23 protein-coding genes, 1 tRNA gene and 1 rRNA gene are annotated in these 21209 nt (G+C 40.4%); 11 read left to right on the top strand and 14 right to left on the bottom strand.

The features are described 5' to 3' along the window. Positions 1-3: 3 nt before the first annotated feature. From U1E44_RS04985 to U1E44_RS04970, 4 genes are all read right to left on the bottom strand, one after another. Complete coding sequence (locus tag U1E44_RS04985) at positions 4-282, bottom strand: helix-turn-helix domain-containing protein (RefSeq protein WP_323673853.1); 279 nt, start codon at positions 280-282, stop codon at positions 4-6. Positions 283-600: 318 nt separating this feature from the next. After that, positions 601-876: an RteC domain-containing protein gene (locus U1E44_RS04980; RefSeq protein ID WP_322929950.1), complete on the bottom strand. Its 276-nt coding sequence runs from the start codon at positions 874-876 to the stop codon at positions 601-603. 99 nt (positions 877-975) lie between these two features. Beyond that, positions 976-2220 (bottom strand): site-specific integrase, encoded by a 1245-nt coding sequence (locus U1E44_RS04975; protein ID WP_322929949.1) that lies wholly within the window; start codon positions 2218-2220, stop codon positions 976-978. Between the two features lie 231 nt (positions 2221-2451). Further along, a tRNA-Lys gene (locus U1E44_RS04970) sits at positions 2452-2524 on the bottom strand. Positions 2525-2844: 320 nt separating this feature from the next. On the opposite strand from U1E44_RS04970, the gene U1E44_RS04965 reads away from it, so the two are divergent. Next, on the top strand, positions 2845-3360 hold the full coding sequence (locus tag U1E44_RS04965; protein WP_322929948.1) for a shikimate kinase: 516 nt from the start codon (positions 2845-2847) through the stop codon (positions 3358-3360). Here the strand turns inward: U1E44_RS04965 and U1E44_RS04960 are convergent. Beyond that, positions 3352-3849 (bottom strand): phosphoribosyltransferase family protein, encoded by a 498-nt coding sequence (locus U1E44_RS04960; RefSeq protein ID WP_322929947.1) that lies wholly within the window; start codon positions 3847-3849, stop codon positions 3352-3354. The two genes, U1E44_RS04965 and U1E44_RS04960, sit on opposite strands and share 9 nt — an antisense overlap. 101 nt (positions 3850-3950) lie before the next feature. Continuing rightward, positions 3951-4343, bottom strand: a complete 393-nt coding sequence (locus U1E44_RS04955) for an RNA-binding S4 domain-containing protein (protein WP_322929946.1) — start codon at positions 4341-4343, stop codon at positions 3951-3953. An 80-nt stretch (positions 4344-4423) separates the two neighbouring features. On the opposite strand from U1E44_RS04955, the gene U1E44_RS04950 reads away from it, so the two are divergent. Next, positions 4424-5383 carry an FKBP-type peptidyl-prolyl cis-trans isomerase gene (locus tag U1E44_RS04950; RefSeq protein WP_322929945.1) on the top strand — a complete coding sequence of 320 codons (960 nt, stop codon included), beginning with the start codon at positions 4424-4426 and terminating at the stop codon, positions 5381-5383. A gap of 53 nt (positions 5384-5436) precedes the next feature. Here the strand turns inward: U1E44_RS04950 and U1E44_RS04945 are convergent, their stop codons facing one another. The 3 genes from U1E44_RS04945 to U1E44_RS04935 all read right to left on the bottom strand — a co-directional run bounded on the left by U1E44_RS04945 (position 5437) and on the right by U1E44_RS04935 (position 7953). Then, on the bottom strand, positions 5437-6051 hold the full coding sequence (locus tag U1E44_RS04945; protein ID WP_322929944.1) for an outer membrane beta-barrel protein: 615 nt from the start codon (positions 6049-6051) through the stop codon (positions 5437-5439). Between the two features lie 37 nt (positions 6052-6088). Then, a complete protein-coding gene (locus tag U1E44_RS04940; protein WP_322929943.1) occupies positions 6089-7042 on the bottom strand; it encodes a transketolase family protein in 954 nt (317 codons plus the stop codon). 65 nt (positions 7043-7107) lie between these two features. After that, positions 7108-7953, bottom strand: coding sequence for a transketolase (locus U1E44_RS04935; protein WP_322929942.1), 846 nt, complete (start codon positions 7951-7953; stop codon positions 7108-7110). A 165-nt stretch (positions 7954-8118) separates the two neighbouring features. Between U1E44_RS04935 and tgt the strand changes: the two genes are divergently transcribed. From tgt to U1E44_RS04905, 6 genes are all read left to right on the top strand, one after another. After that, positions 8119-9249, top strand: a complete 1131-nt coding sequence (gene tgt, locus U1E44_RS04930) for a tRNA guanosine(34) transglycosylase Tgt (protein WP_322929941.1) — start codon at positions 8119-8121, stop codon at positions 9247-9249. Between the two features lies 1 nt (position 9250). Next, positions 9251-10330, top strand: a complete 1080-nt coding sequence (locus U1E44_RS04925; RefSeq protein WP_322929940.1) for an LptF/LptG family permease — start codon at positions 9251-9253, stop codon at positions 10328-10330. Beyond that, entirely contained in the window at positions 10317-11225 is a 909-nt protein-coding gene (locus tag U1E44_RS04920; RefSeq protein ID WP_322929939.1) for a DMT family transporter, read from the top strand. Before U1E44_RS04925 ends, U1E44_RS04920 begins: the two co-directional genes overlap by 14 nt. Before the next feature lie 48 nt (positions 11226-11273). Beyond that, positions 11274-12227: an acetyl-CoA carboxylase carboxyltransferase subunit alpha gene (locus U1E44_RS04915; RefSeq protein WP_322929938.1), complete on the top strand. Its 954-nt coding sequence runs from the start codon at positions 11274-11276 to the stop codon at positions 12225-12227. Positions 12228-12395: 168 nt separating this feature from the next. Then, a complete protein-coding gene (dnaB, locus tag U1E44_RS04910; protein ID WP_322929937.1) occupies positions 12396-13937 on the top strand; it encodes a replicative DNA helicase in 1542 nt (513 codons plus the stop codon). Between the two features lie 112 nt (positions 13938-14049). Further along, on the top strand, positions 14050-15264 hold the full coding sequence (locus U1E44_RS04905) for an asparagine synthetase B (RefSeq protein WP_323673852.1): 1215 nt from the start codon (positions 14050-14052) through the stop codon (positions 15262-15264). On the opposite strand, the gene U1E44_RS04900 is transcribed toward U1E44_RS04905, so the two are convergent. Then, on the bottom strand, positions 15261-16067 hold the full coding sequence (locus U1E44_RS04900; RefSeq protein ID WP_322929935.1) for an HAD family hydrolase: 807 nt from the start codon (positions 16065-16067) through the stop codon (positions 15261-15263). The genes U1E44_RS04905 and U1E44_RS04900 overlap by 4 nt on opposite strands. Before the next feature lie 110 nt (positions 16068-16177). Here U1E44_RS04900 and U1E44_RS04895 point away from each other — a divergent pair, with 110 nt between their 5' ends. Beyond that, positions 16178-16600, top strand: a complete 423-nt coding sequence (locus tag U1E44_RS04895; RefSeq protein WP_322929934.1) for a secondary thiamine-phosphate synthase enzyme YjbQ — start codon at positions 16178-16180, stop codon at positions 16598-16600. 131 nt (positions 16601-16731) lie between these two features. Further along, a complete protein-coding gene (locus U1E44_RS04890; protein WP_322929933.1) occupies positions 16732-17010 on the top strand; it encodes an EF-hand domain-containing protein in 279 nt (92 codons plus the stop codon). A 36-nt stretch (positions 17011-17046) separates the two neighbouring features. On the opposite strand, the gene rplT is transcribed toward U1E44_RS04890, so the two are convergent. From rplT to thrS, 4 genes are all read right to left on the bottom strand, one after another. Then, positions 17047-17391 (bottom strand): 50S ribosomal protein L20, encoded by a 345-nt coding sequence (rplT, locus tag U1E44_RS04885; protein WP_322929932.1) that lies wholly within the window; start codon positions 17389-17391, stop codon positions 17047-17049. A gap of 149 nt (positions 17392-17540) precedes the next feature. Next, entirely contained in the window at positions 17541-17738 is a 198-nt protein-coding gene (gene rpmI, locus U1E44_RS04880) for a 50S ribosomal protein L35 (RefSeq protein ID WP_323673850.1), read from the bottom strand. Between the two features lie 93 nt (positions 17739-17831). Beyond that, positions 17832-18380 carry a translation initiation factor IF-3 gene (gene infC, locus U1E44_RS04875; RefSeq protein WP_322930117.1) on the bottom strand — a complete coding sequence of 183 codons (549 nt, stop codon included), beginning with the start codon at positions 18378-18380 and terminating at the stop codon, positions 17832-17834. 34 nt (positions 18381-18414) lie between these two features. Continuing rightward, positions 18415-20355: a threonine--tRNA ligase gene (thrS, locus tag U1E44_RS04870; RefSeq protein ID WP_322929930.1), complete on the bottom strand. Its 1941-nt coding sequence runs from the start codon at positions 20353-20355 to the stop codon at positions 18415-18417. 792 nt (positions 20356-21147) lie between these two features. Between thrS and U1E44_RS04865 the strand changes: the two genes are divergently transcribed. Further along, positions 21148-21209 (top strand): 16S ribosomal RNA (locus tag U1E44_RS04865); the annotation flags it as partial.

Here is a 21209-nt window from a genome sequence, read left to right as displayed (position 1 = left end):
CAATTAATACGAATGTTGAATTTTGTTATCCTGCATGATTCTTTCGATATCGTCCACGGCATAGAAAAGGGTACCGCCCATTTTGGAGTAGGGAAGCGTGCCATTGATCCGGAGGGTCTGCAAGGTGCTGGCACTGATCTGGAGCAGCTTCATCACTTCCCCGGATTTCAGGTATTTTTTGGTGCCACCCGATACGGGATCGGTGAGCAGTTTTTGTATGGCTTCAAGGAGTTCCAATTTAAACTCCCGGAGATCATCAGAGGTAATCGGATGTGCTGGCATAATTCTAGTTTTTAAAGAAAGGAGCCACCATTGGTTCGTCTTTTTTAGCATGGTGGCTCCGATCATGATTTGACTTTCTGGGACAAAACTGAAGGTTTTCCTGCAATAAAAATCAGGAGATGACCGACCTCCGGTCAAATTTTAACATAATTAATTTTGGTCTATTTTACAGGTATTTAGGGGCTACCCAACGACAAAAAAGGGAGATTATGAAGAAAATGAACCTAAAAACACGCCGATTTTCAAAAACACCGGAGGTCGTCCGAGTACGGTCTTTTTTTAACATTTGGACTTGCCCATAAAAATGCAATAATAGGCCTATCGATCCTCTTTGTCCAATTGGGTGATCAATCCCATAGCCAGGTCGTCCAGAAACTTGGTTCTGCCTTTTTTTCGGGCCTTAATCTCATTGAACGTCTTATAGAAATCCCCCAGATCAAAACTGAACAATTGCTGTAGGCTAAGGGCGATCTCCTGGATGTCCGACTTGCCGTCTTTGATGACTCTGGCATAATGGAGGGCGTAGATCAATTCGATTCTTGCTTTGGAATTGTGGTTGGTTGAGCGGTTATTTTGCCTGCTTATGTACTTCACAGAGTGATCCCGGCGAATCCAAGTAGTGTTTAAAACTTGGCCTTGCCAAATTACAAAAGCATTATCATACCCTAGATCAATACCCCGGTTTCACAACAATCACCTTCTTTTGTGGCTAATGGGCTTGGCAAGTTTTTGCCTCAACACGGCCATATCCTCGCTTACTTTTCTATCAATAACCCTGGCGTAGATTTGGGTCGTCGCCAATTTGGTATGCCCCAATAGTTTAGAAACAGTTTCTATAGGCACCCCGTTCGTCAAAGTAACCGTAGTGGCAAATGTATGTCTTGCCATATGGAAGGTCAGGTTTTTTGCGATCCCACAGGCATCTGCAATTTCCTTGAGGTAGAGATTTAGTTTTTGATTCGTAATGGAAGGAAAAAGTGTTCCCGATATACAGGTTATTGGATGCCCGTCATACTTCTCAATTAATTCCTGGGCTTTTGGTAACAAGGGAATTTTAAATGGCGTTTTCGTTTTTGTGCGTTTTGCCATAATCCAATAATCGCCATCAATGCCACGGACAATGTTGTCCTTGGTCAAACAGACTAAATCCGCATAAGCGATTCCGGTGTAACAACTGAACACAAAGATATCCCTTGCGCGTTCCAAACGTTCTATGGGAAAGGGATACCCGACCAAATCGGACAATTCATGTTCCGAAAGAAATTCCCGATCATTTTTCTCAAAGGAGGGTTTCCAACGCACAAAGGGGTCTCGCTCTATCCACTCCAAATGATAGGCAAGGGTCGTTATCTTTCGCAAACGCTGGATGTGCTTCATCACGGTATTGTTGCCCATGGCCTTGGGGTGGCCCTTAGGCCAGTAACCGTGCAGAAAACTTTCGTAATCGCAGATGAACTTGTAGTTCAGTTCGGATAAATACACATTGGGTGTTTTCAGTTTTTGGGAAAGAAACCGTTTTAGGTACCCTTCAGATACACCAAAATTCCGGATGGAACCTTTGGCTAAGGTGTTTTCAATTTTTTTTGCGTGATAGTCAATGATATCCAATAGCGTTTTTCCATCGTCGCTTTGATTTAGGAATTTAGCCCGGATTAATTCAGCGGTAACTAATTTTCCACTAAAACTTAGTTCATTGTAGGCTGCAAGGATTTGCGAATGAACCAGATCCAAAAGGGTGTTAATTTGACGGGTGATTTCGGAATTCCCATTTACCCGCTGCCGTGCTGAATCCCATGAGTCTGGGTCTATACTTCTGTTGAGGCTCAGGTTGGTGCGCTTTCCATTTACTGTTATCCGCACATAAATTTTACATTGGTTATTTTTAGCACGAGCCGTGTAAATCCAGAAAAGGATTGAAAAGGTGTTTGAATTTTGCATAGTTGTCGTCTTAAACGATTAAACATTCAGTGAGACGAAAGTCAAATCAACTATACTTTATGTTCTTTAAAAATTTACCGTGTCAACAGATGTTGACACGGTTAACTTTTGTTGTCGATTTGCGAACCTTAGATCGGATAACAAATCGAATGGAATGATATTAAAAAATATGTAAAATTCTCATTATCATAAGTTTTACAGAATTTCAATGTTTTTTAATACCTCCTTAAGTGACCTGGCTGGGATTCGAACCCAGGACCCTCTCCTTAAAAGGGAGATGCTCTACCAGCTGAGCTACCAGGTCGTTCATCGGGTTTCCTATAGCAACGCCGTTTCCTTGTTAGCGGCTGCAAATATAGTATCTATAATTTAGTTAACAAGGCGTTTTTTGCATAATTTTCTTTTTTTTTGAATTCCGATAAATTTGACTCATTTTTACCGCTTCTAAACGGATTTAGTTTCGAAGGTCTAGAGGTTTTACCGCAGAATTTAATCTAAAATGACTTCGAAATAAGGAAGCTAAAGGAATTGATAAGACCAAAATAACCCTTAAACATATTGGGCAATGATTATTTTAATCACAAAAGGGTACAACTAACCGCTAAAAAAAATAACAATATACATATGAAAATAGTGCTGGTTGGGTATATGGGAAGTGGAAAAAGTGCCATTGGTAATGCAGTGGCCAAACGTACCGGAATGCGCTTTTTAGATTTGGATGATGCTATAGAAAACTCCCTTGGTATCAAGATTCCGGACATATTTCAGAGTAAAGGCGAGTTGTTTTTTAGAAAGCACGAACGTCAGGTTTTAGCGGAAATTCTATCAAGAAACGATAATTTTATCGTATCCACAGGCGGGGGTACGCCTTGCTACAGCGGCAATATGGATTACATACTACAACATGCAGATCATGTGGTTTATTTGCAGGTTCCCATTCCGGCACTTGTAAGACGACTTTCCATGGAAAAGGAGCATAGGCCGCTTATTAAGCATATACCGGATGAAGAATTGCCCGAATTTATTGGGAAACACCTTTTTGAGCGAAATTTATTTTACTCAAAGGCTACGCACACCATTGCGTGCCAGCAAAAAAGTATCGACACTATTGCTCAGGAAATTGCGGAAATACTACTCTAAATACACGGCATCATTTTTAGCACTAAATACTACTTTAATGTGTTCTTGTAAGGAAGTGGATAAGGAAATACCTTTAAAATCGGCCTTAACCGGGTATTTTTTGTGATTCCTATTGACCAGCACCGCCGTTTTTAACTGCTTAAGTGGTGTTTTTAGAAAATGATGTACTCCGTAAATTAATGTAGAACCCGAATTTAAAACATCATCTATCAAAACCACCGATTTATTTGTGTACTCTTTTTCGGGTATAGACGTAGAAACCCCACTCCGCAACGGATTTTTCTTGTCCATATAGACCGTGCATAAAATAATGCGTGCTTCGGTTATTTTTTGAAGTACTTCTTGTATTTTTTTTGCAAATTGAAGTCCCCCACCATCTATTCCTGCCACATAAATTTCAGTTTCTTCCACATTACTCTCGTAGATTTGGTACGCAATACGGTTTATTTTGTATTGAATTTCTATATGGTTTAGAATTTTGTTCTCCATGGCCTGTTGTTTCAAAAATCAAAGATACACAATCAACCAATAGAGGCATACTTCCTTACACCTAGTTTGTGTTACCTCCTTATGTACAACCACACCATCCATTATGCAACGTCATCTTTGTTTTCTGAAGATGGTGCGGTATATTCCTGAATATCCCGCCGATCTTTCTTGGTAGGCCGTCCCGTTCCTTTTTTGCGGTAGTGTTCTTTGGCTTGTTTTACCAGCGCTAAATGCTCAAAAGCCTCCGCTGCGGTGGTGTTTTTACGATACAGATCTACCAATTTGGCAGAAACTCTATTATCAGGTAATTCCAGCACCACAAGCTCATGGTTAATTTGATCTTTGCGTACTACCACCGTATCGGTAGGGTACACTTCTTTAGACGGTTTTGCTGCAAGTGTGTTTACCCGGATATGGCCTTTTTTACAGGCCTCAGAAGCCATATTCCTCGTTTTATAATAGCGGGTGCACCAAAGATATTTGTCTATTCTCATAAACAATTCAAAATGTTTGTTAACGATTTCTACAAAAATAAGGGAAAATTGTATCTTGCCCCCTTAAAAAGAAGCGCAAGATGATTTTGAAAAGATGGGTTCCCTTTATACTATTGCTTTCGGTGCTGTGTAGTTCGTGCAAAAAGGACGATGGTGTTTCAGGAACCATTACACCGCCCAGGCTATTAAGTGAAGTGGCGGTAGAGAATGATGTTGCCATTAGAGCATACCTACAAACGCATTTCTACAACTATGAAGAATTTGCGAATCCTCCGGCGGGTTTCGATTTTACCATAAAACTGGACACCATAGAAGGGGACAATGCAGGGAAAACGCCGTTGATAGATCAGGTGGAAACCAAAACGTTTAGTGTGTCCTCCTCCGCTTTTAATGGTCTAGAGGAAGAGGATGATATTTTACATAGATATTACATTCTTAAAGCTCGCGATGGCGCCGGCGGAATTCCAACGGTGGCCGATTCCACATTTGTGCGTTTTGAAGGCTCCTTGTTAGATGGTTCAGTGTTCGACGGCACCACAAATTTTAACTGGTTATATCTGCCTGGATTTTTAACGGGCTTTTACAACGGTGTGGCTAGTTTTAAAGTTGGGAATGGTATTATTGTAAATAATGATGGTACCACGGCCATTGAGAACACAGGAATAGGATTGGTTATTTTTCCCTCCGGTATGGGCTATTTTAATAGTCCACCGACCGTGCTTATTGGCGCTTACGATCCGCTAATTTTTAAGTTAGATGTAGGTCTTTATGTAGAAAATACCGATTTTGATAATGATGGTATTCCTTCGGTTTTAGAAGATCTTAACGGTAACGGGAACTTAAATGATGACAATACAGATGCCGATTTGGAGAGGCGACGTTTTATACCGTTTACGCCCAATCATGCCGATCCCGATGATGATGGTGATGGCATACCAACACGCGATGAGATCATCATTAATCCGGATGGTTCTATCACCTTTCCGGACACCAATGGTAATGGTATTCCGGATTATTTGGATGACACCTGTTGTTTCTAAAAATCATAAAAAAAGGGCTAATTCTAATGAATTAGCCCTTTTTTTTATTTTACTTAAAGCATCAATGATAAGGCAAAAATAACCTGCGATGGTCTGGAATCTACCCTTCCGGATACGGAGGTTACATTACGGTCTATAAAATTGGCTTCATTTTCCGAAAAACCGCGTTCGTAACGTACGTCCAAACCAATTCTACCTAAATTTACGCCGGCACCAATGTTGAGACCCACAGTAAAATCATTTTTTACATCGTCTACGCTAAAATCATCCAAATCATTATTTAAGGTATACTGAAAGGCCGGCCCTGCAAAAATATGTACCGGACCAATGACTTTGAACCCAAATAAGAGGGGTAAGTCTAGTTTGGAAACGTCGTATTCATTGCTGGTACCGTTAAGTTCGTAACTACTTTTTGTTTGTGTAAAAACCAGCTCCGGACGCAGATAGAATTTAATCAAATCTACTTTGCCAAAAAAGCCTACATGGAAACCTACTTTACCATCAGATCCGCGAATTAAATCCTGTCCGGCATTCTGAATATCTTGGAATCGTAAATCCCCGTTCTGGTTGTAGTTTAGTCCCGCCTTAATACCAAATCCGGAACCGCTTTGTGCCATTGCGGCCATGCCAATAAAGGCAAGTGCCATTGTAAGAAGTGTTTTTTTCATGGTGTCTCATTTTTTGTGAAAACAGACACTAAAAGGTCTATTTTCGTTTTAACACCTTCAAAACGGCCTCTGATATGGCTTTATTGTTCAACTTGTATTTCTCCATAAGTTCTTCGGGGGTGCCACTTTCGCCAAAAGTGTCCATGGTAGCCACAAATTCTTGTGGGGTAGGGTGTTGCATTGCCAGCAATCCGGCAATACTCTCGCCCAAACCACCAAGATAATTGTGTTCTTCAGCAGTAACCACACAGCCTGTTTTTTTAACAGACTTTAACACGGCTTCACGGTCCAAAGGTTTAATGGTGTGTATATTGATGACTTCCGCAGAAACACCTTGTTTTTCTAAATTTTCGGCAGCAATTAGGGCTTCCCAAACCAAATGGCCTGTGGCGATAATGGTAACGTCGCTTCCCTCATTAAGCATCAATGCCTTTCCAATTTCAAATTTCTGATCTACAGGGGTGAAATTAGCCACTTTAGGTCGTCCGAAACGGAGGTACACCGGACCGTGATGATCGGCAATGGCAATAGTAGCTGCTTTCGTTTGGTTGTAGTCGCAAGGATTAATCACCGTCATGCCCGGAAGCATTTTCATGAGGCCAATATCTTCCAATATTTGGTGGGTAGCACCATCTTCACCCAGCGTTAATCCGGCATGAGAGGCGCATATTTTTACATTCTTATCAGAATACGCTATAGATTGGCGTATTTGGTCATAAACGCGTCCCGTAGAAAAATTGGCAAAGGTACCCGTAAACGGTATTTTACCGCCAATGGTAAGTCCGGCAGCGATGCCCATCATATTGGCTTCGGCTATTCCTATTTGAAAAAAACGTTCCGGATTTTCTTCAATAAATTTTTCCATTTTTAAAGAGCCTACCAAATCGGCACATAGGGCTACCACATTGGGATGCGTCCTGCCTAGTTCGGCCAATCCGGCACCAAAACCACTTCGTGTATCGTTTTTTCCTTGATCTGTATATGTTGTCATCGTGTACTTTTCAGGTTTATATTCCTATTTTTTTTAACCGAATTATAAAACGGCGCAAATTTTTATTAATAATCTCCCAAGGTTTCGGGATTCTGCCCTAAGGCATTGGCCAATTGTTCGTCGTTCGGTGCCTTCCCGTGCCAAGCGTGGGTATGCATCATAAAATCGACCCCGTGACCCATTACGGTATGTAGTAACACACACACCGGTTTTCCTTGTCCTGTTTTATTTTTAGCCTCTTTTAGACCCTCTAAGATCGCTTTTAGATCGTTGCCTTCTTTTACATCCACAACATCCCAACCAAAAGCTTCAAACTTCAGTTTTAAGTCGCCCATAGGCAATACATCATTAGTAGCACCATCTATTTGCTGACCGTTGTAGTCGATGGTAGCAATGAGGTTATCCACTTTTCTTCCGGCGGCATACATAATGGCTTCCCAATTTTGTCCTTCTTGCAATTCTCCATCTCCGTGCAAACTGTACACCAAATGCGTATCTTGGTTCAATTTTTTCGCCAACGCGGCACCTATGGCCACAGACATCCCTTGCCCCAGAGAACCCGAAGCCACACGAACGCCCGGGAGGCCTTCATGGGTGGTAGGGTGCCCCTGTAATCTGGAATCTATCAAACGAAATGTATTCAATTCTTCTATCGGGAAATAGCCTTTGCGGGCCAGTACGCTATAAAATACAGGTGAAATATGCCCGTTAGAGAGAAAAAAGAGGTCTTCTCCAATACCGTCCATTTCAAACTCAGGTTGTAGTTCTAATACCTCGTTATACAAGGCTACAAAAAATTCGGTACAACCTAAAGATGCACCGGGATGTCCGGAATTCACTTTGTGCACCATTCGTAAAATATCCCTTCGGACTTGTGTTACCAAATCCTCTAATGCTTCCAATTTTGACATGTGTCTCTAAATTTTTAGTACTCCAAAAGTAACCTCAAACTTTTGGGTACACAAGAATGATTTGCGATATTTTTTTCTTGGAGTACTCGTAGTGGGTTAACTTTATTTTTTTGTTAAGGACGATGTGCCTTTCAGTTGCCTATATTTGCAGCTTTAAATATAGATTTGAAATACATCTTACAACATACAGATCCACAAAGTAAAGCCCGTGCGGGCACCTTAACTACCGATCACGGTACCATAGAAACCCCTATTTTTATGCCTGTAGGTACTGCTGCCTCTGTAAAGGGAGTGCATCAGAGGGAATTGAAAGATGAGATAAAGCCCGATGTAATTTTAGGAAATACCTACCATTTGTACTTACGACCCAAAACCAATATTCTTCAAATGGCAGGAGGTATCCATAAATTTATGGGATGGGAAAAGAATATTCTTACCGATAGCGGTGGATATCAGGTTTATTCGTTATCGGCCAATCGAAAAATAAAGGAAGAAGGCGTAAAATTTAAATCGCATATCGATGGCTCTCATCATATGTTTACCCCAGAGAACGTGATGGAAATTCAGCGTATCATTGGTGCCGATATTATTATGGCGTTTGATGAATGTACGCCGTATCCCTGCGACTATACCTATGCCAAACGATCTATGCACATGACACACCGGTGGCTAGACCGTTGTATGGCTCATTTAGTGAAAACACCATTGATTTACGATTACCAACAAACTTTTTTCCCTATCGTGCAGGGATCTACCTATAAAGAATTGCGCATACAATCTGCAGAATATATTGCCAATGCAGGAGCCGAGGGGAATGCTATTGGTGGACTTTCGGTAGGGGAACCCGCTGAAGAAATGTATGCCATGACCGAAGTAGTCTGTGGAATTTTGCCCGAAGATAAACCGCGCTATTTAATGGGAGTAGGTACACCCATAAATATTCTGGAGAACATAGCCTTAGGCATAGATATGTTCGATTGTGTCATGCCTACCCGAAATGCGCGAAATGGGATGTTATTTACAGCGCAGGGCACCATCAATATCAAAAATAAAAAATGGGAAGATGATTTTTCGCCTATAGATGAAAACGGCACTACGTTTGTAGACAGAGAATATTCCAAAGCATATTTAAAACATCTATTTGCCGCCAACGAATATTTGGGAAAGCAAATTGCAACTATCCATAATCTTGGCTTCTACATGTGGTTGGTTCGTGAGGCCAGAAAGCATATTTTAGCAGGAGATTTTACCCCTTGGAAAAATAGTATGGTACAACAAATGGACAAAAGGCTGTAAGGTGACCATTATAGACAAATATATATTAAAACGCTATCTTCTTACTTTTGCGGTAATGTTGATGCTTTTTATTCCCATTGGTATCATGGCCAATTTGGCCGAGCAAATCGATAAGATGATTACCAATGAAGCACCATTAAATGAAATTTTGATCTATTATCTTCATTTTACAGTGTATATTGGGAGTCTGTTGTTTCCTATTTTTCTGTTTCTGTCTGTTATTTTCTTTACATCAAAATTGGCGAACAATACCGAAATTGTCGCTATTTTGAGCTCCGGCGTTTCTTTTAATCGTTTTTTAAGACCGTACCTAATAGGAGCTTCTATTATTGCGGTACTCATGTTTTTTATGGGGATGTTTATTGTGCCAAATTCCAGTAAAGGCTTTAACGAATTTATTTATACCTATTTAAAAAAAGGAAAAAAAGATAGGGTTACCAGCAATATTTACAATCAGTTAAATGAAAACGATTATATCTACGTAAGCAGTTTTGATCCCGCACGGCAAATAGGCTATAATTTTACCTACGAACATTTTAACGAACAAAACGTTTTAGAATTCAAAATTTCGGCAGCGAACATTCGGTGGATTCCAAAGGACTCGGTATACCGGCTTACGGCCTACAAAAAAAGGAAGCTTAGAGATAGTATTGAAATAATGGAAACAAAAAACAGGTTAGATACTATTTTTAATTTCCGGATAGATGATCTTACCCCGGTATCGTACATTGCTGAAACCAAAAATCTGTTCGAACTCAATTCATTCATTGAAGATCAGAAACGAAAAGGAGCATCAAATATAAACACCTATATTTTAGTGAAATACAAACGTTGGGCACTGCCTGTCACCGCTTTTATTTTAACCATAATTGCGGTGGCCGTGTCTTCGGTGAAGCGCAGAGGCGGCATGGGCACTAATTTGGCATTTGGCATTTTAGTGGCGTTTATCTTTATTTTCTTTGATAAGGTCTTTGGTACCTTGGCACAGCAATCGGGTTTCTCACCCGCGTTGGCAGTACTCATTCCCAACATTGCCTTTGGTTTTTTAGCGTTTTACTTACTGCAAAATGCAAAACGATAAACTTAAAAACTACCTGCATCTCCATGTCATTGTTTTTATTTGGGGCTTTACGGCTGTATTGGGAAAATTAATAACTATTAATGCACTTTCCTTAGTGTGGTACAGAATGGGTATGGCCGCCGTACTTATCTTTCTATTTATCGTATTTAAGGGAATACGAATGCAATGGAACGGCAAGTTATGGGGTACCATGGGTGTGGCAGGTCTTATAATTGCATTGCATTGGCTTACTTTTTTTGAAGCCATTAAGGTATCTAATGTGTCTATTGCTCTAGCCACTATGGCTACCGGTGCGCTATTTGCAGCCGTGTTAGAACCTATTTGGTACAAACGCAAACTAATAGGATACGAAATTGTTTTTGGTCTTATTGTTATGGGCGCATTGTTCCTCATTTTTAAAGTGGAAACACAATATGCCTACGGTATCTTACTGGCACTAGTTTCTGCATTTTTAGCAGCTGTTTTTTCTTTGATAAATGGTAAATTAATCCATCAAGAAAGACCGTCTATCATCGCTCTGTTTGAAATGAGTAGTGGTATGTGTGTGTTAAGCATTGTCTTGGCATTCCAGAATAGATTCAGCGCCGATTTCTTTACGCTTACAATGAGCGATTGGACTTTTATTTTTCTGTTGGCCTCCATTTGTACGGCCTATGCGTTTATTGCATCTGTAAAAATCATGCGATTTATAAGTCCGTATACCGTTATGCTAACCACCAATCTGGAACCTGTATACGGTATTGTACTTGCTTTTCTAATTTTGGGCGATTCAGAAAAAATGAATCCCTTATTTTATATAGGAGCTTTGGTTATCCTCACCACCGTTGTAGCCAGTGGAATTATAAAAAACAGATCAAGGTTAAAAAAGCCGTTGGTTACTAAAGGTTCGGCATGAATGTTTTATATTTGCCCATCATAACCTTAGCTAAACCTATAAAAAAGCATGGAATATTTGGATTTTGAACTCCCTATAAAGGAACTCGAAGAGCAATTGGACAAATGCATGATCATTGGGAAAGAAAGCGATGTGGATGTCTCCGAAACCTGCAAACAGATAGAACGAAAACTGGACGATACGCGCAAAGAAATCTATAAAAATCTTACAGCATGGCAGCGGGTACAGCTCTCCAGACACCCCAACAGACCGTATACGTTAGATTATTTTAATGCTATTTTTGGCGATACCTTTCTAGAATTGCATGGCGATCGCAATGTAAAGGATGATAAAGCGATGATTGGCGGTCTGGGAAAAATTGGCGATCAGACGTACATGTTTATTGGCCAACAAAAAGGGTACAATACCAAAACAAGACAATATCGCAATTTTGGAATGGCCAATCCAGAAGGCTATCGCAAAGCCTTACGTTTAATGAAATCTGCCGAGAAATTTGGTATTCCCGTAGTTACACTAATCGATACTCCCGGTGCATTTCCCGGCATTGAAGCAGAAGAACGCGGACAAGGCGAGGCTATTGCCCGTAATATTTTAGAAATGACCCGCTTAAGGGTTCCTATCATCGTGGTTATTATTGGTGAAGGCGCCTCGGGTGGTGCTTTGGGTATTGGGGTAGGCGATAAGGTTTTAATGCTCGAAAACACATGGTATTCTGTAATTTCGCCCGAATCTTGTTCGTCTATTTTATGGCGTAGTTGGGAGTATAAAGAGCAGGCTGCCGAAGCCTTAAAGCTGACGGCAACCGATATGAAAAAACTTAAACTGATCGATGAAATCGTTAGAGAACCTATCGGAGGCGCACATACCAATAGAGAAAAGGCCTTCGAAATCGTAAAAAACAAAATTGTAGCGCATTACGAGGAATTAAAAAAGTTATCACCAACCGAATTGGTGGCATTGCGCATGGACAAATACGCTAATATGGGTGTGTTCAACGGATAAGAAACACTTTTTAAGAACACTACAAAAAATCCAAAGTCCGGCAACTTTGGATTTTTTGGTTATCAACAGTTTTTAAGACTTATCAACATTGTAATTGTTTGCGAAATGTTGATATGGTAATGTCCCTTTTTTAAGTTACCTTAAGGTTAATTGTATACTTTAGCAGCCATGGAAAAAACAAGTCCTGTTATTGGTCATAAAATAGATAGAAGCACTATTATCAACTTAGAAAGGGGAAAAATACCACCTCAAGCACTTGATTTAGAAGAGGTTGTATTGGGCGCTATGATGATTGATAAAAAGGGAATCGATGAAGTCATCGATATTTTACATCCGACAGCTTTTTACAAGGATGCGCACCGCTATATCTATGAGGCGATTATAAAACTTTTTGAAAATTCGCAACCTATCGATTTATTAACCGTTTCCTCGCAATTAAAGAAAGATGGACGATTAGAGTCTAGTGGGGGCGATTTTTACCTTATCAAACTCACTCAAAAAGTAGCATCTTCTGCGCATATTGAGTTTCATGCGCGTATCATCCTACAGAAATTTATTCAGCGTAGTCTTATCAAAATTTCGAATGAAATTATTGAAGATGCCTATGAAGATGCCACAGATGTTTTCGATCTTTTAGACAGTGCAGAATCCAAGCTCTACGAGGTTACACAAGGCAATTTAAAACGTTCTGCCGAGACAGCACAAAATTTAGTGATTCAGGCCAAAAAACGGATCGAGGAGATTGCTCAAAAAGAAGGGCTTAGTGGCGTGCCCTCCGGATTTACCAAACTAGATAAACTAACCTCGGGCTGGCAACCTAGCGATCTTATCATTGTGGCAGCCCGTCCGGGTATGGGTAAAACGGCACTTACCTTGTCCATGGCCAGAAACATGGCGGTTAATTCGGATATTCCGGTGGCCTTTTTTTCCTTAGAAATGTCTTCCGTGCAACTTATAACCCGACTCATTTCTTCCGAAACCGGACTTTCTTCCGAGAAGTTGAGAACCGGAAAATTGGAGAAACACGAGTGGCAACAACTCAGCGTAAAAGTAAAGTCGTTAGAAAGCGCCCCTTTACTCATAGACGATACCCCTTCCCTGTCTATTTTTGATTTACGGGCCAAGGCGCGAAGATTGGCTTCGCAACACGGCATTAAGCTTATCATCATCGATTATTTGCAGTTAATGACCGCCGGTGGCAGTCAGAAAGGAGGAAACCGGGAACAGGAAATTTCTACCATCTCCAGAAACCTTAAAGCCTTGGCAAAGGAACTTAATGTGCCTATTATTGCACTCTCTCAGTTGTCCCGAGCCGTTGAAACCCGAGGAGGTAGCAAACGACCTATTTTGTCCGATCTTAGGGAGTCCGGTGCTATAGAACAAGATGCGGATATCGTATCTTTTATTTACCGGCCGGAGTATTATAAGATTGATGAATGGGATGATGAAGAACGATCGCCCACTACTGGGCAGGCCGAGTTTATTGTGGCCAAACACAGGAATGGTGGTTTGGATAATATTAGGTTAAAGTTTATTGGTAATCTAGGTAAATTTGATAATTTAGAAGACTTTGATTCTCCTTTTGAGTTTCAATCTAAGATGAATGCCAATGAAGACAATCCCTTCAAAACAAAAAATCTACCAGATGCCAATCAGGCTTTTGGCAGTAGTATGAATGATGAGGTGGATGATAATGACGTACCTTTTTAAACCCTTTAGAAATAGCCATTTAAATTCGGAATGCACTAAAGGTACACCCTACGTAAGACGTACTATAGTAGTGGTATTTGGTGTATTGGGATTGTTTTTGTCCACATCGGTCATGGCGTCGTCCTTATTAATACCCATGGATGCCGAAAGCCAAAAAAATCATTTAAAAGCCTACGGTATCACGTATTGGGTACTTTCCAAACAACAAAAAGTACAATGGTTGCTCAATTATCGAGGAGGTTCTTTTCTATTACCCGATGGGGAACAAATTCGAAGAGAATGCCAAATTAGAGGTGTCACATTCGAGATCTTAACCGATGCGCAGACGGGAACATTGTTAGAAGGTATTAGTAGCCCTTCGCAAAATCAGGAGGCTATAATTTTAGAAAAGGCGCCAAAAATTGCCGTCTATTCTCCCAAGGACAATCTTCCGTGGGATGATGCCGTAACAATGGTACTTACTTATGCAGAAATCCCGTATGAAACTATTTATGATGAAGAAGTACTTTCCGATCAGTTGGTTTTGTATGATTGGTTGCACTTGCATCACGAGGATTTTACAGGACAGTATGGCAAATTTTACGGCGCTTACCGGGCCGCCCCTTGGTATATAGAAACTAAAGCAAAGGCAGAGGCTATGGCCAACCGCCTGGGGTATCAAAAGGTGTCAGAATCGAAACGCGATGTGGCATTAAAAATTAGGAATTATGTGGTTGGAGGCGGTTTTATGTTTGCCATGTGTTCTGCCACCGATAGTTTTGACATTGCCCTAGCCGCAGAAGGTGTAGATATTTGTGAACCCATGTTCGATGGGGATCCTTCCGATCCGGATTATGCTTCAAAAATGAACTATGCCAATACCTTTGCCTTTACCGATTTTGTGCTGGAGCGCAACCCTATGCGCTACGAATTCTCATCGATAGACATGACCGAGCGCCGTGCGAATGTCATTCCTAAGGAAATGGATTATTTTTCGTTGATGGATTTTTCTGCCAAATGGGATCCCATCCCTACCATGCTTTGCCAAAACCATACCGCGCTGGTGAAAGGGTTTATGGGGCAAACAACGGCCTTTGATCGCAATCAAGTAAAGCCTACGGTATTAATTTTGGGCGAAAATAAAATCAATAGCGAGGCACGTTACATTCACGGTATTAAAGGCAAGGGATTTTTTACGTTCTATGGCGGACACGATCCGGAAGACTACCAGCATCGGGTGGGCGACCCAAAAACCGAACTGGAATTACACCCCAATTCGCCGGGATATCGACTAATCCTGAATAATGTCCTTTTTCCTGCGGCACAGAAACAAAAGCAGAAAACCTAGTTTGTGGTACGGGCAATTAAATTTTCCAAAACGCGCTCCACCCCAAAGGCATCATTGCTGCTGGTACGGTAATTTGCAACTTGCAGTACGTTTGGATGCGCGTTTTCCATGGCAAAGCTAAAATGCCCTTGGGCTAACATTTCCAAGTCATTATTATAATCGCCAAAGACCATGGTTTCTTCCGGGAGTATCCCATGTAGTTTTTGTATTTTTTGCAGCGCAAAGCCTTTATGAGCATTAATATCTGAGATATCCATCCAATTTTCCCCGGAAATCTTCACTTTTAATTCCGTTTCAAATTGTTGCACGGCAGGATATAGGAATTTTTCGGAGCTATCAAAGTGGTAGGTCGCAATTTTCATAATTTCACCATCAAAATCAGACAACGCATTTACAATTTCAAACGCACTGTAATACTCTCGTAATTTGGCCACAAATTCGGGCGATTTATTAGTAACAAAAGCATTGTATTTACTGCAAAGTACCGGGTATGCACCTTCTATTTGTTCTAAGATATCTAAAACCGTAGTGGTATGTTTGGTCGGTAATGGGGTAGCTAAAAGCTCTTCATTGCGGTGCTTGGCAAAGCCCCCGTTTTCTGCAATGATGATGATGTCATCTTTTATGGGATGTAACTTATCTACGATACTGTTATATTGTCTGCCACTGGCAGCTACAAATAAAATGTTGCGTTTTTGAAGCTCGTAGAACAGTCGAAAAAACTGTGAACTCACCTCGTGTTTCGAGTTCAGTAAGGTGCCGTCCATATCGCTAACGACCATCTTTATTTTTGAAAAATCCATACTATAGCAATTAAGGGGGCAAAGGTATACGATACAGATCGAAATTAGCTTGTAGTTATAGGAAGTTTAGCTTATTTTAGGCCAAATTATTGCACTATTTTTCGTGTACGATGCGATACTACCAAAATGAAATTACGTTACCGGCATACCCCCGAGGATTCCATGTTATTACCGACAAGATAGTGCGGGCTTTACCGGAATTGAAAACGTTTACAATGGGGACGCTTCAGGTTTTTATAAAACATACTTCGGCGAGCATCACCATAAATGAGAACGCAGATCCTACCGTGCGCCAAGATTTTGAAAGCCACATGAACGTTATGGTGCCTGAAAACGAACCGTATTATATTCACAATTATGAGGGATCCGATGACATGCCGGCGCACATCAAGTCCTCCTTAATGGGCGTATCGGTACAGATACCGATCACTAATGGCGCACTTAATTTGGGAATTTGGCAAGGCATATATTTGTGTGAACACAGAAATAGGGCTTCCGGGCGAAATTTGGTGGTTTCGGTCTTTGGGATTTAGACGAGAAGGAAACACGCTTTGGACAGGCCGAGTACATCGTAGAGAGGAACAAAGTGCACATATATAAGCACGTATATCGGCTTGATGATTTTATAGAAATTGTGATACATTCGCTTTAAAATACCATACTTATGACAGCAGAAGAGTCTATTTTAAACAAATTACAGATTTTGATCACCAATCATTTTGAAACACCACAAGAAGCCTTTAATTTTTTTGATGCCGATAACGACCAAAAGCTATCCAAGGCGGAAATCATAAAACTGCTTAAAGAGGCTGAAGTAAGTGGTTTTCTAAGAGGGATTGTTTCCTCAAAACTCATCGCAGGATATGACAAAAACAGGGACGAACTAATTGATTGGGAAGAATTTAAGGCGGCCATAGCGAAAATAAAAAAAACCGATTCTTAAGAATCGGTTTTTATAAAGTGAGATAGGTTTGTAAATCTATTTTATTTTGTCAACAATAGCTTTGAACGCCACCGGGTGGTTCATGGCCAAGTCGGCCAAAACCTTTCGGTTCAACTCAATATTGTTGGCTTTTATTTTTCCCATAAACTGCGAATAAGACAAGCCATGTAATCTGGCACCCGCATTGATACGGGTTATCCATAAGGAACGAAAATTCCTTTTCTTATTTCTTCGGTCTCTGTAGGCATATAACATGGCTTTTTCAACCGCATTCTTAGCTACCGTCCAAACATTTTTACGTCGGCCAAAGTATCCTTTGGCTTGTTTCATTACTTTTTTTCTTCGTGCTCTTGAAGCAACTGAATTTACTGATCTAGGCATAAGTTTTTAATTTTTTTTGTAGTAGGCGGTCAACGCTGTTAAAAGTGAGTAGAGATGCGTTTTTATTAAACTCTAAACTCTCAACTTTTAACTCTCAACTCTTTTTTTTGCCTTACTCCAGGGTTATTATGAATTACCTTTGTGAACAATTATTTTAAACATAACTGTTCTTTCACACTATTTTCATCGGCCACATGTACCAGCGTAGAATGTGTTAACTTTAACTTACGCTTGTTCGATTTCTTTGTAAGAATGTGGCTTTTGTACGCGTGTTTTCTTTTAATTTTACCGGTACCCGTAAGCTTAAATCGCTTTTTAGCACTGGATTTTGTTTTCATTTTAGGCATCTTTTCCTGCTTTAGGGTTTATCTCACTTACTATTTTTAAGGTACTTCGTTCTAAGAAGTAACCATATGCTTTTACAACGGGGAAACTTTGTATTATTTTTTCGCTTTGGGAGCCAAGAACATCGTCATTCGTTTTCCTTCCAATCGCGGCATCTGCTCTACCTTACCAAAATCTTCGAGTTCAGAAGCCAATTTTAGCAAGAGTATTTCTCCTTGGTCTTTATAAACGATAGATCGTCCCTTAAAGAAGACGTACGCCTTTAGCTTGGCACCTTCCTTAAGAAACTTTTCGGCGTGCTTCTTTTTAAATTCGTAATCGTGGTCATCGGTTTGCGGACCAAAGCGTATTTCTTTTACAATAACCTTTGTAGCCTTGGCCTTTATCACTTTCTCCCTTTTTTTCTGCTCGTAAAGGAATTTTTTGTAATCCGTTATTTTACATACCGGTGGGTCTGCTTTGGGTGAAATTTCAACCAAATCCAGCTCCAATTCCTCTGCTTTTGTAATGGCATCTCTGAAGGAGTACACGCCCACTTCCACGTTGTCACCAACGAGCCTTACCTGTGGTGCCGTTATTTTTTCATTGATGTTGTGGGGATTTTTATTTTCCCTCCTCGGTTGAGGTTTAAATCTTTTTCGTATTGCTATGGCCTTATCTTTTAGTTAAACATTATTTTTAGAACGACTTTAAGGTACGTTTTATTTCGTTAGAAACCAAGTCTATAAATTCTGTTATGGAAATAGATCCTATGTCTTCACCTCCATGTTTTCGGACAGAAATGGTGTTTTCTAATTCTTCGTTCTCTCCGACGATGAGCATAAACGGAATTTTATTCATCTCTGCTTCTCGGATTTTTTTTCCAACCGTCTCATTCCTACGATCTACGAGGGCGCGAATTTCGTTATTTTCCAGTGAATTTAAAACTTTTTCGGCATATTTTTCATGTTTCTCGCTCACAGGCAGGATGATGGCTTGTTCCGGGGTAAGCCATAATGGAAAATTACCGCCCGAATGCTCTAACAAAAGGGCTATAAATCGTTCCATGCTACCAAAGGGAGCCCTGTGAATCATAACCGGTCTATGCAGCTCATTATCGCTCCCTTTATAGGTTAGGTCAAATCGTTCCGGAAGATTGTAATCTACCTGAATAGTACCCAACTGCCAATGCCTCCCTAGTGCGTCTTTTACCATAAAATCCAATTTAGGGCCGTAAAAGGCGGCTTCTCCGGAAACGATTTTGTAGCGTAATCCTTTTTCTTGGGCAGCATTGATAATAGCATTTTCTGCCTTTTCCCAATTGTCAATAGAGCCAATATATTTTTCCGGTTTTTCCAAGTCGCGTACCGAAACCTGAGCCGTAAAATTATCAAAGCCCAAAGATCGCAAGACATACAGTGACAAATCGATCACATTTTTAAATTCCTGGTCTAGTTGTTCTTGGGTACAGAATATGTGGGCATCATCTTGGGTAAACCCTCTAACGCGAGTTAGCCCATGAAGTTCCCCGCTTTGCTCGTAGCGATATACGGTTCCAAATTCCGCGAAGCGTTTGGGTAAATCCTTATAACTGAAGGGCTTGGTTTTGTATATTTCGCAGTGATGCGGACAATTCATTGGTTTTAACAAAAATTCTTCATCCTCTTTAGGCGTTTTTATAGGCTGAAAGCTATCTGCTCCATATTTAGCATAATGTCCGGAAGTAACATAAAGTTCTTTTTGCCCTATGTGAGGCGTAACTACCATTTCGTAGCCTGCTTTTTTTTGCGCTTTTTTAAGGAATTGCTCCAAACGTTCACGCAATGCCGCACCCTTTGGTAGCCATAGAGGTAGCCCTTGTCCTACTTTTTGAGAAAAGGTGAAAAGTTCTAATTCCTTACCTAATTTGCGATGATCTCTTTTCTTTGCCTCTTCCAAAAGAGCCAAATAATCTGTAAGTTCTTTTTGTTTTGGGAACGAAATACCATATACCCGAGTTAGCTGTTTGTTTTTTTCGTCGCCTCGCCAGTAAGCACCGGCAACACTTAAAATTTTAATCGCCTTTATAAAACCGGTATTAGGAAGATGACCGCCTCTACATAAATCGGTAAAGGTATCGTGGTCGCAAAAGGTTATAGTGCCATCCTCGAGATTCTCTATTAGTTCAATTTTATATTCATTGCCCTGCGATTGGTAAAGTTTTAAAGCTGCTGCTTTAGACACGGGGTGTATTCTAAAATCGTGTTTTGCTCTCGCAATTTCTAAGGCTCTTTTTTCAATTTCCGGAAAATCCTTTTCAGAAAGAGAATGTGCACCTAAATCTACATCATAATAAAATCCATTTTCTATAGCAGGGCCAATGGTGAGTTTTACGCCGGGATATTTCTCTTCCAGCACTTGCGCCACCACATGAGAGCTAGAATGCCAAAATGCTTTTTTTCCTTCAGCGTCGTTCCATGTATATAGAACAAGAGAACCGTCCTGCGTTAAGGGAGTAGTTGTTTCAATGGTAGTGCCATTATAGGCAGCAGAAATCACATTTCGAGCTAAGCCTTCACTAATGCTCTTGGCAATGTCCATTGGGGTAGTCCCATTTTCGTAATTCCGGATCGTTCCGTCAGGTAAGGTAATATTGATCATATTTTTTTGGCAATAGGAGTGCAAATATAGGATGTACTATTGAGGTCGGCAATATATATAAGGTATCATTTTAAGTATGAGGTGCGATTTAATGGAATACGGATAAGGTTTGCCAACAATGCGAAGGAGTTAAGGTGTTATTTTGAAAAGTGTTATAGCTATTAGTTGGGTTCCTGCCGAAAGTGAAGAGTGCGGAATGCCTCAATTTAATTGAGAATGAAACGGAGTAAATTAGTTTTGGCGAATACTATTAGCACGATGGACACAGTTGAAGCGTTTCGATACATTTAAGCTTCAATCTAAAGATTCCCCGACCCTTGGGTCGGGGTTTCCTATTTATCGCTCCTTTCGTGCGATCGGAACTGCCTTTTTGCAGTTCCGGGTGAGGTATAATACAACATTTCGGTTTTTGGCCCAAAGGCCAAAATGAAACTAGCGAAACCCGTACTGAGCGCAGTAGAAGTATACCCCTATGGCTTGTCTCGGGGATAGTCAGTTTCAAGAAATTTTTTATTAGAAGAAATATTTTTATTCACCTCAAGAAACATAACGTTCTAAAAAGGTGTTTTCCAAGTTGTTGTGATTTGTGATTTGTGCTAATAAAAAAAAGCTTGTAAAAAGGCTTAAGAATTAAAAAAACGATATTATATTTGCACCCGCTTTAAGGCAGAGATGTTTGGGGTGAAGGAATAGATAAGTTCATTTGACATATTGTAAAGACAGAAATTAAATCGAGACGATGAGCGGGATATTTTGGTAGTTTTTGAGTAATTAGATATTATTTAAGAATTAACGATGAAGAGTTTGATCCTGGCTCAGGATGAACGCTAGCGGCAGGCCTAACACATGCAAGT

Source organism: Aurantibrevibacter litoralis (genome assembly GCF_034651555.1).
Taxonomy (GTDB): domain Bacteria; phylum Bacteroidota; class Bacteroidia; order Flavobacteriales; family Flavobacteriaceae; genus Aurantibrevibacter; species Aurantibrevibacter litoralis.
The sequence above is the reverse complement of the archived record's forward strand: the minus strand, read 5'-3'. Positions and strand labels throughout refer to the sequence as shown.

What these genes read in the sequence shown, in the direction of transcription:
- U1E44_RS04985 (WP_323673853.1), bottom strand. Translation starts at nt 282, where the DNA reads ATGCCAGCACATCCGATTACCTCTGATGATCTCCGGGAGTTTAAATTG.
- U1E44_RS04975 (WP_322929949.1), bottom strand. Translation starts at nt 2,220, where the DNA reads ATGCAAAATTCAAACACCTTTTCAATCCTTTTCTGGATTTACACGGCT.
- U1E44_RS04965 (WP_322929948.1), top strand. Translation starts at nt 2,845, where the DNA reads ATGAAAATAGTGCTGGTTGGGTATATGGGAAGTGGAAAAAGTGCCATT.
- U1E44_RS04960 (WP_322929947.1), bottom strand. Translation starts at nt 3,849, where the DNA reads ATGGAGAACAAAATTCTAAACCATATAGAAATTCAATACAAAATAAAC.
- U1E44_RS04955 (WP_322929946.1), bottom strand. Translation starts at nt 4,343, where the DNA reads ATGAGAATAGACAAATATCTTTGGTGCACCCGCTATTATAAAACGAGG.
- U1E44_RS04950 (WP_322929945.1), top strand. Translation starts at nt 4,424, where the DNA reads ATGATTTTGAAAAGATGGGTTCCCTTTATACTATTGCTTTCGGTGCTG.
- U1E44_RS04945 (WP_322929944.1), bottom strand. Translation starts at nt 6,051, where the DNA reads ATGAAAAAAACACTTCTTACAATGGCACTTGCCTTTATTGGCATGGCC.
- U1E44_RS04940 (WP_322929943.1), bottom strand. Translation starts at nt 7,042, where the DNA reads ATGACAACATATACAGATCAAGGAAAAAACGATACACGAAGTGGTTTT.
- U1E44_RS04935 (WP_322929942.1), bottom strand. Translation starts at nt 7,953, where the DNA reads ATGTCAAAATTGGAAGCATTAGAGGATTTGGTAACACAAGTCCGAAGG.
- U1E44_RS04920 (WP_322929939.1), top strand. Translation starts at nt 10,317, where the DNA reads ATGCAAAACGATAAACTTAAAAACTACCTGCATCTCCATGTCATTGTT.
- U1E44_RS04915 (WP_322929938.1), top strand. Translation starts at nt 11,274, where the DNA reads ATGGAATATTTGGATTTTGAACTCCCTATAAAGGAACTCGAAGAGCAA.
- dnaB (WP_322929937.1), top strand. Translation starts at nt 12,396, where the DNA reads ATGGAAAAAACAAGTCCTGTTATTGGTCATAAAATAGATAGAAGCACT.
- U1E44_RS04905 (WP_323673852.1), top strand. Translation starts at nt 14,050, where the DNA reads ATGGCGTCGTCCTTATTAATACCCATGGATGCCGAAAGCCAAAAAAAT.
- U1E44_RS04900 (WP_322929935.1), bottom strand. Translation starts at nt 16,067, where the DNA reads ATGGATTTTTCAAAAATAAAGATGGTCGTTAGCGATATGGACGGCACC.
- U1E44_RS04895 (WP_322929934.1), top strand. Translation starts at nt 16,178, where the DNA reads ATGCGATACTACCAAAATGAAATTACGTTACCGGCATACCCCCGAGGA.
- U1E44_RS04890 (WP_322929933.1), top strand. Translation starts at nt 16,732, where the DNA reads ATGACAGCAGAAGAGTCTATTTTAAACAAATTACAGATTTTGATCACC.
- rplT (WP_322929932.1), bottom strand. Translation starts at nt 17,391, where the DNA reads ATGCCTAGATCAGTAAATTCAGTTGCTTCAAGAGCACGAAGAAAAAAA.
- rpmI (WP_323673850.1), bottom strand. Translation starts at nt 17,738, where the DNA reads ATGCCTAAAATGAAAACAAAATCCAGTGCTAAAAAGCGATTTAAGCTT.
- thrS (WP_322929930.1), bottom strand. Translation starts at nt 20,355, where the DNA reads ATGATCAATATTACCTTACCTGACGGAACGATCCGGAATTACGAAAAT.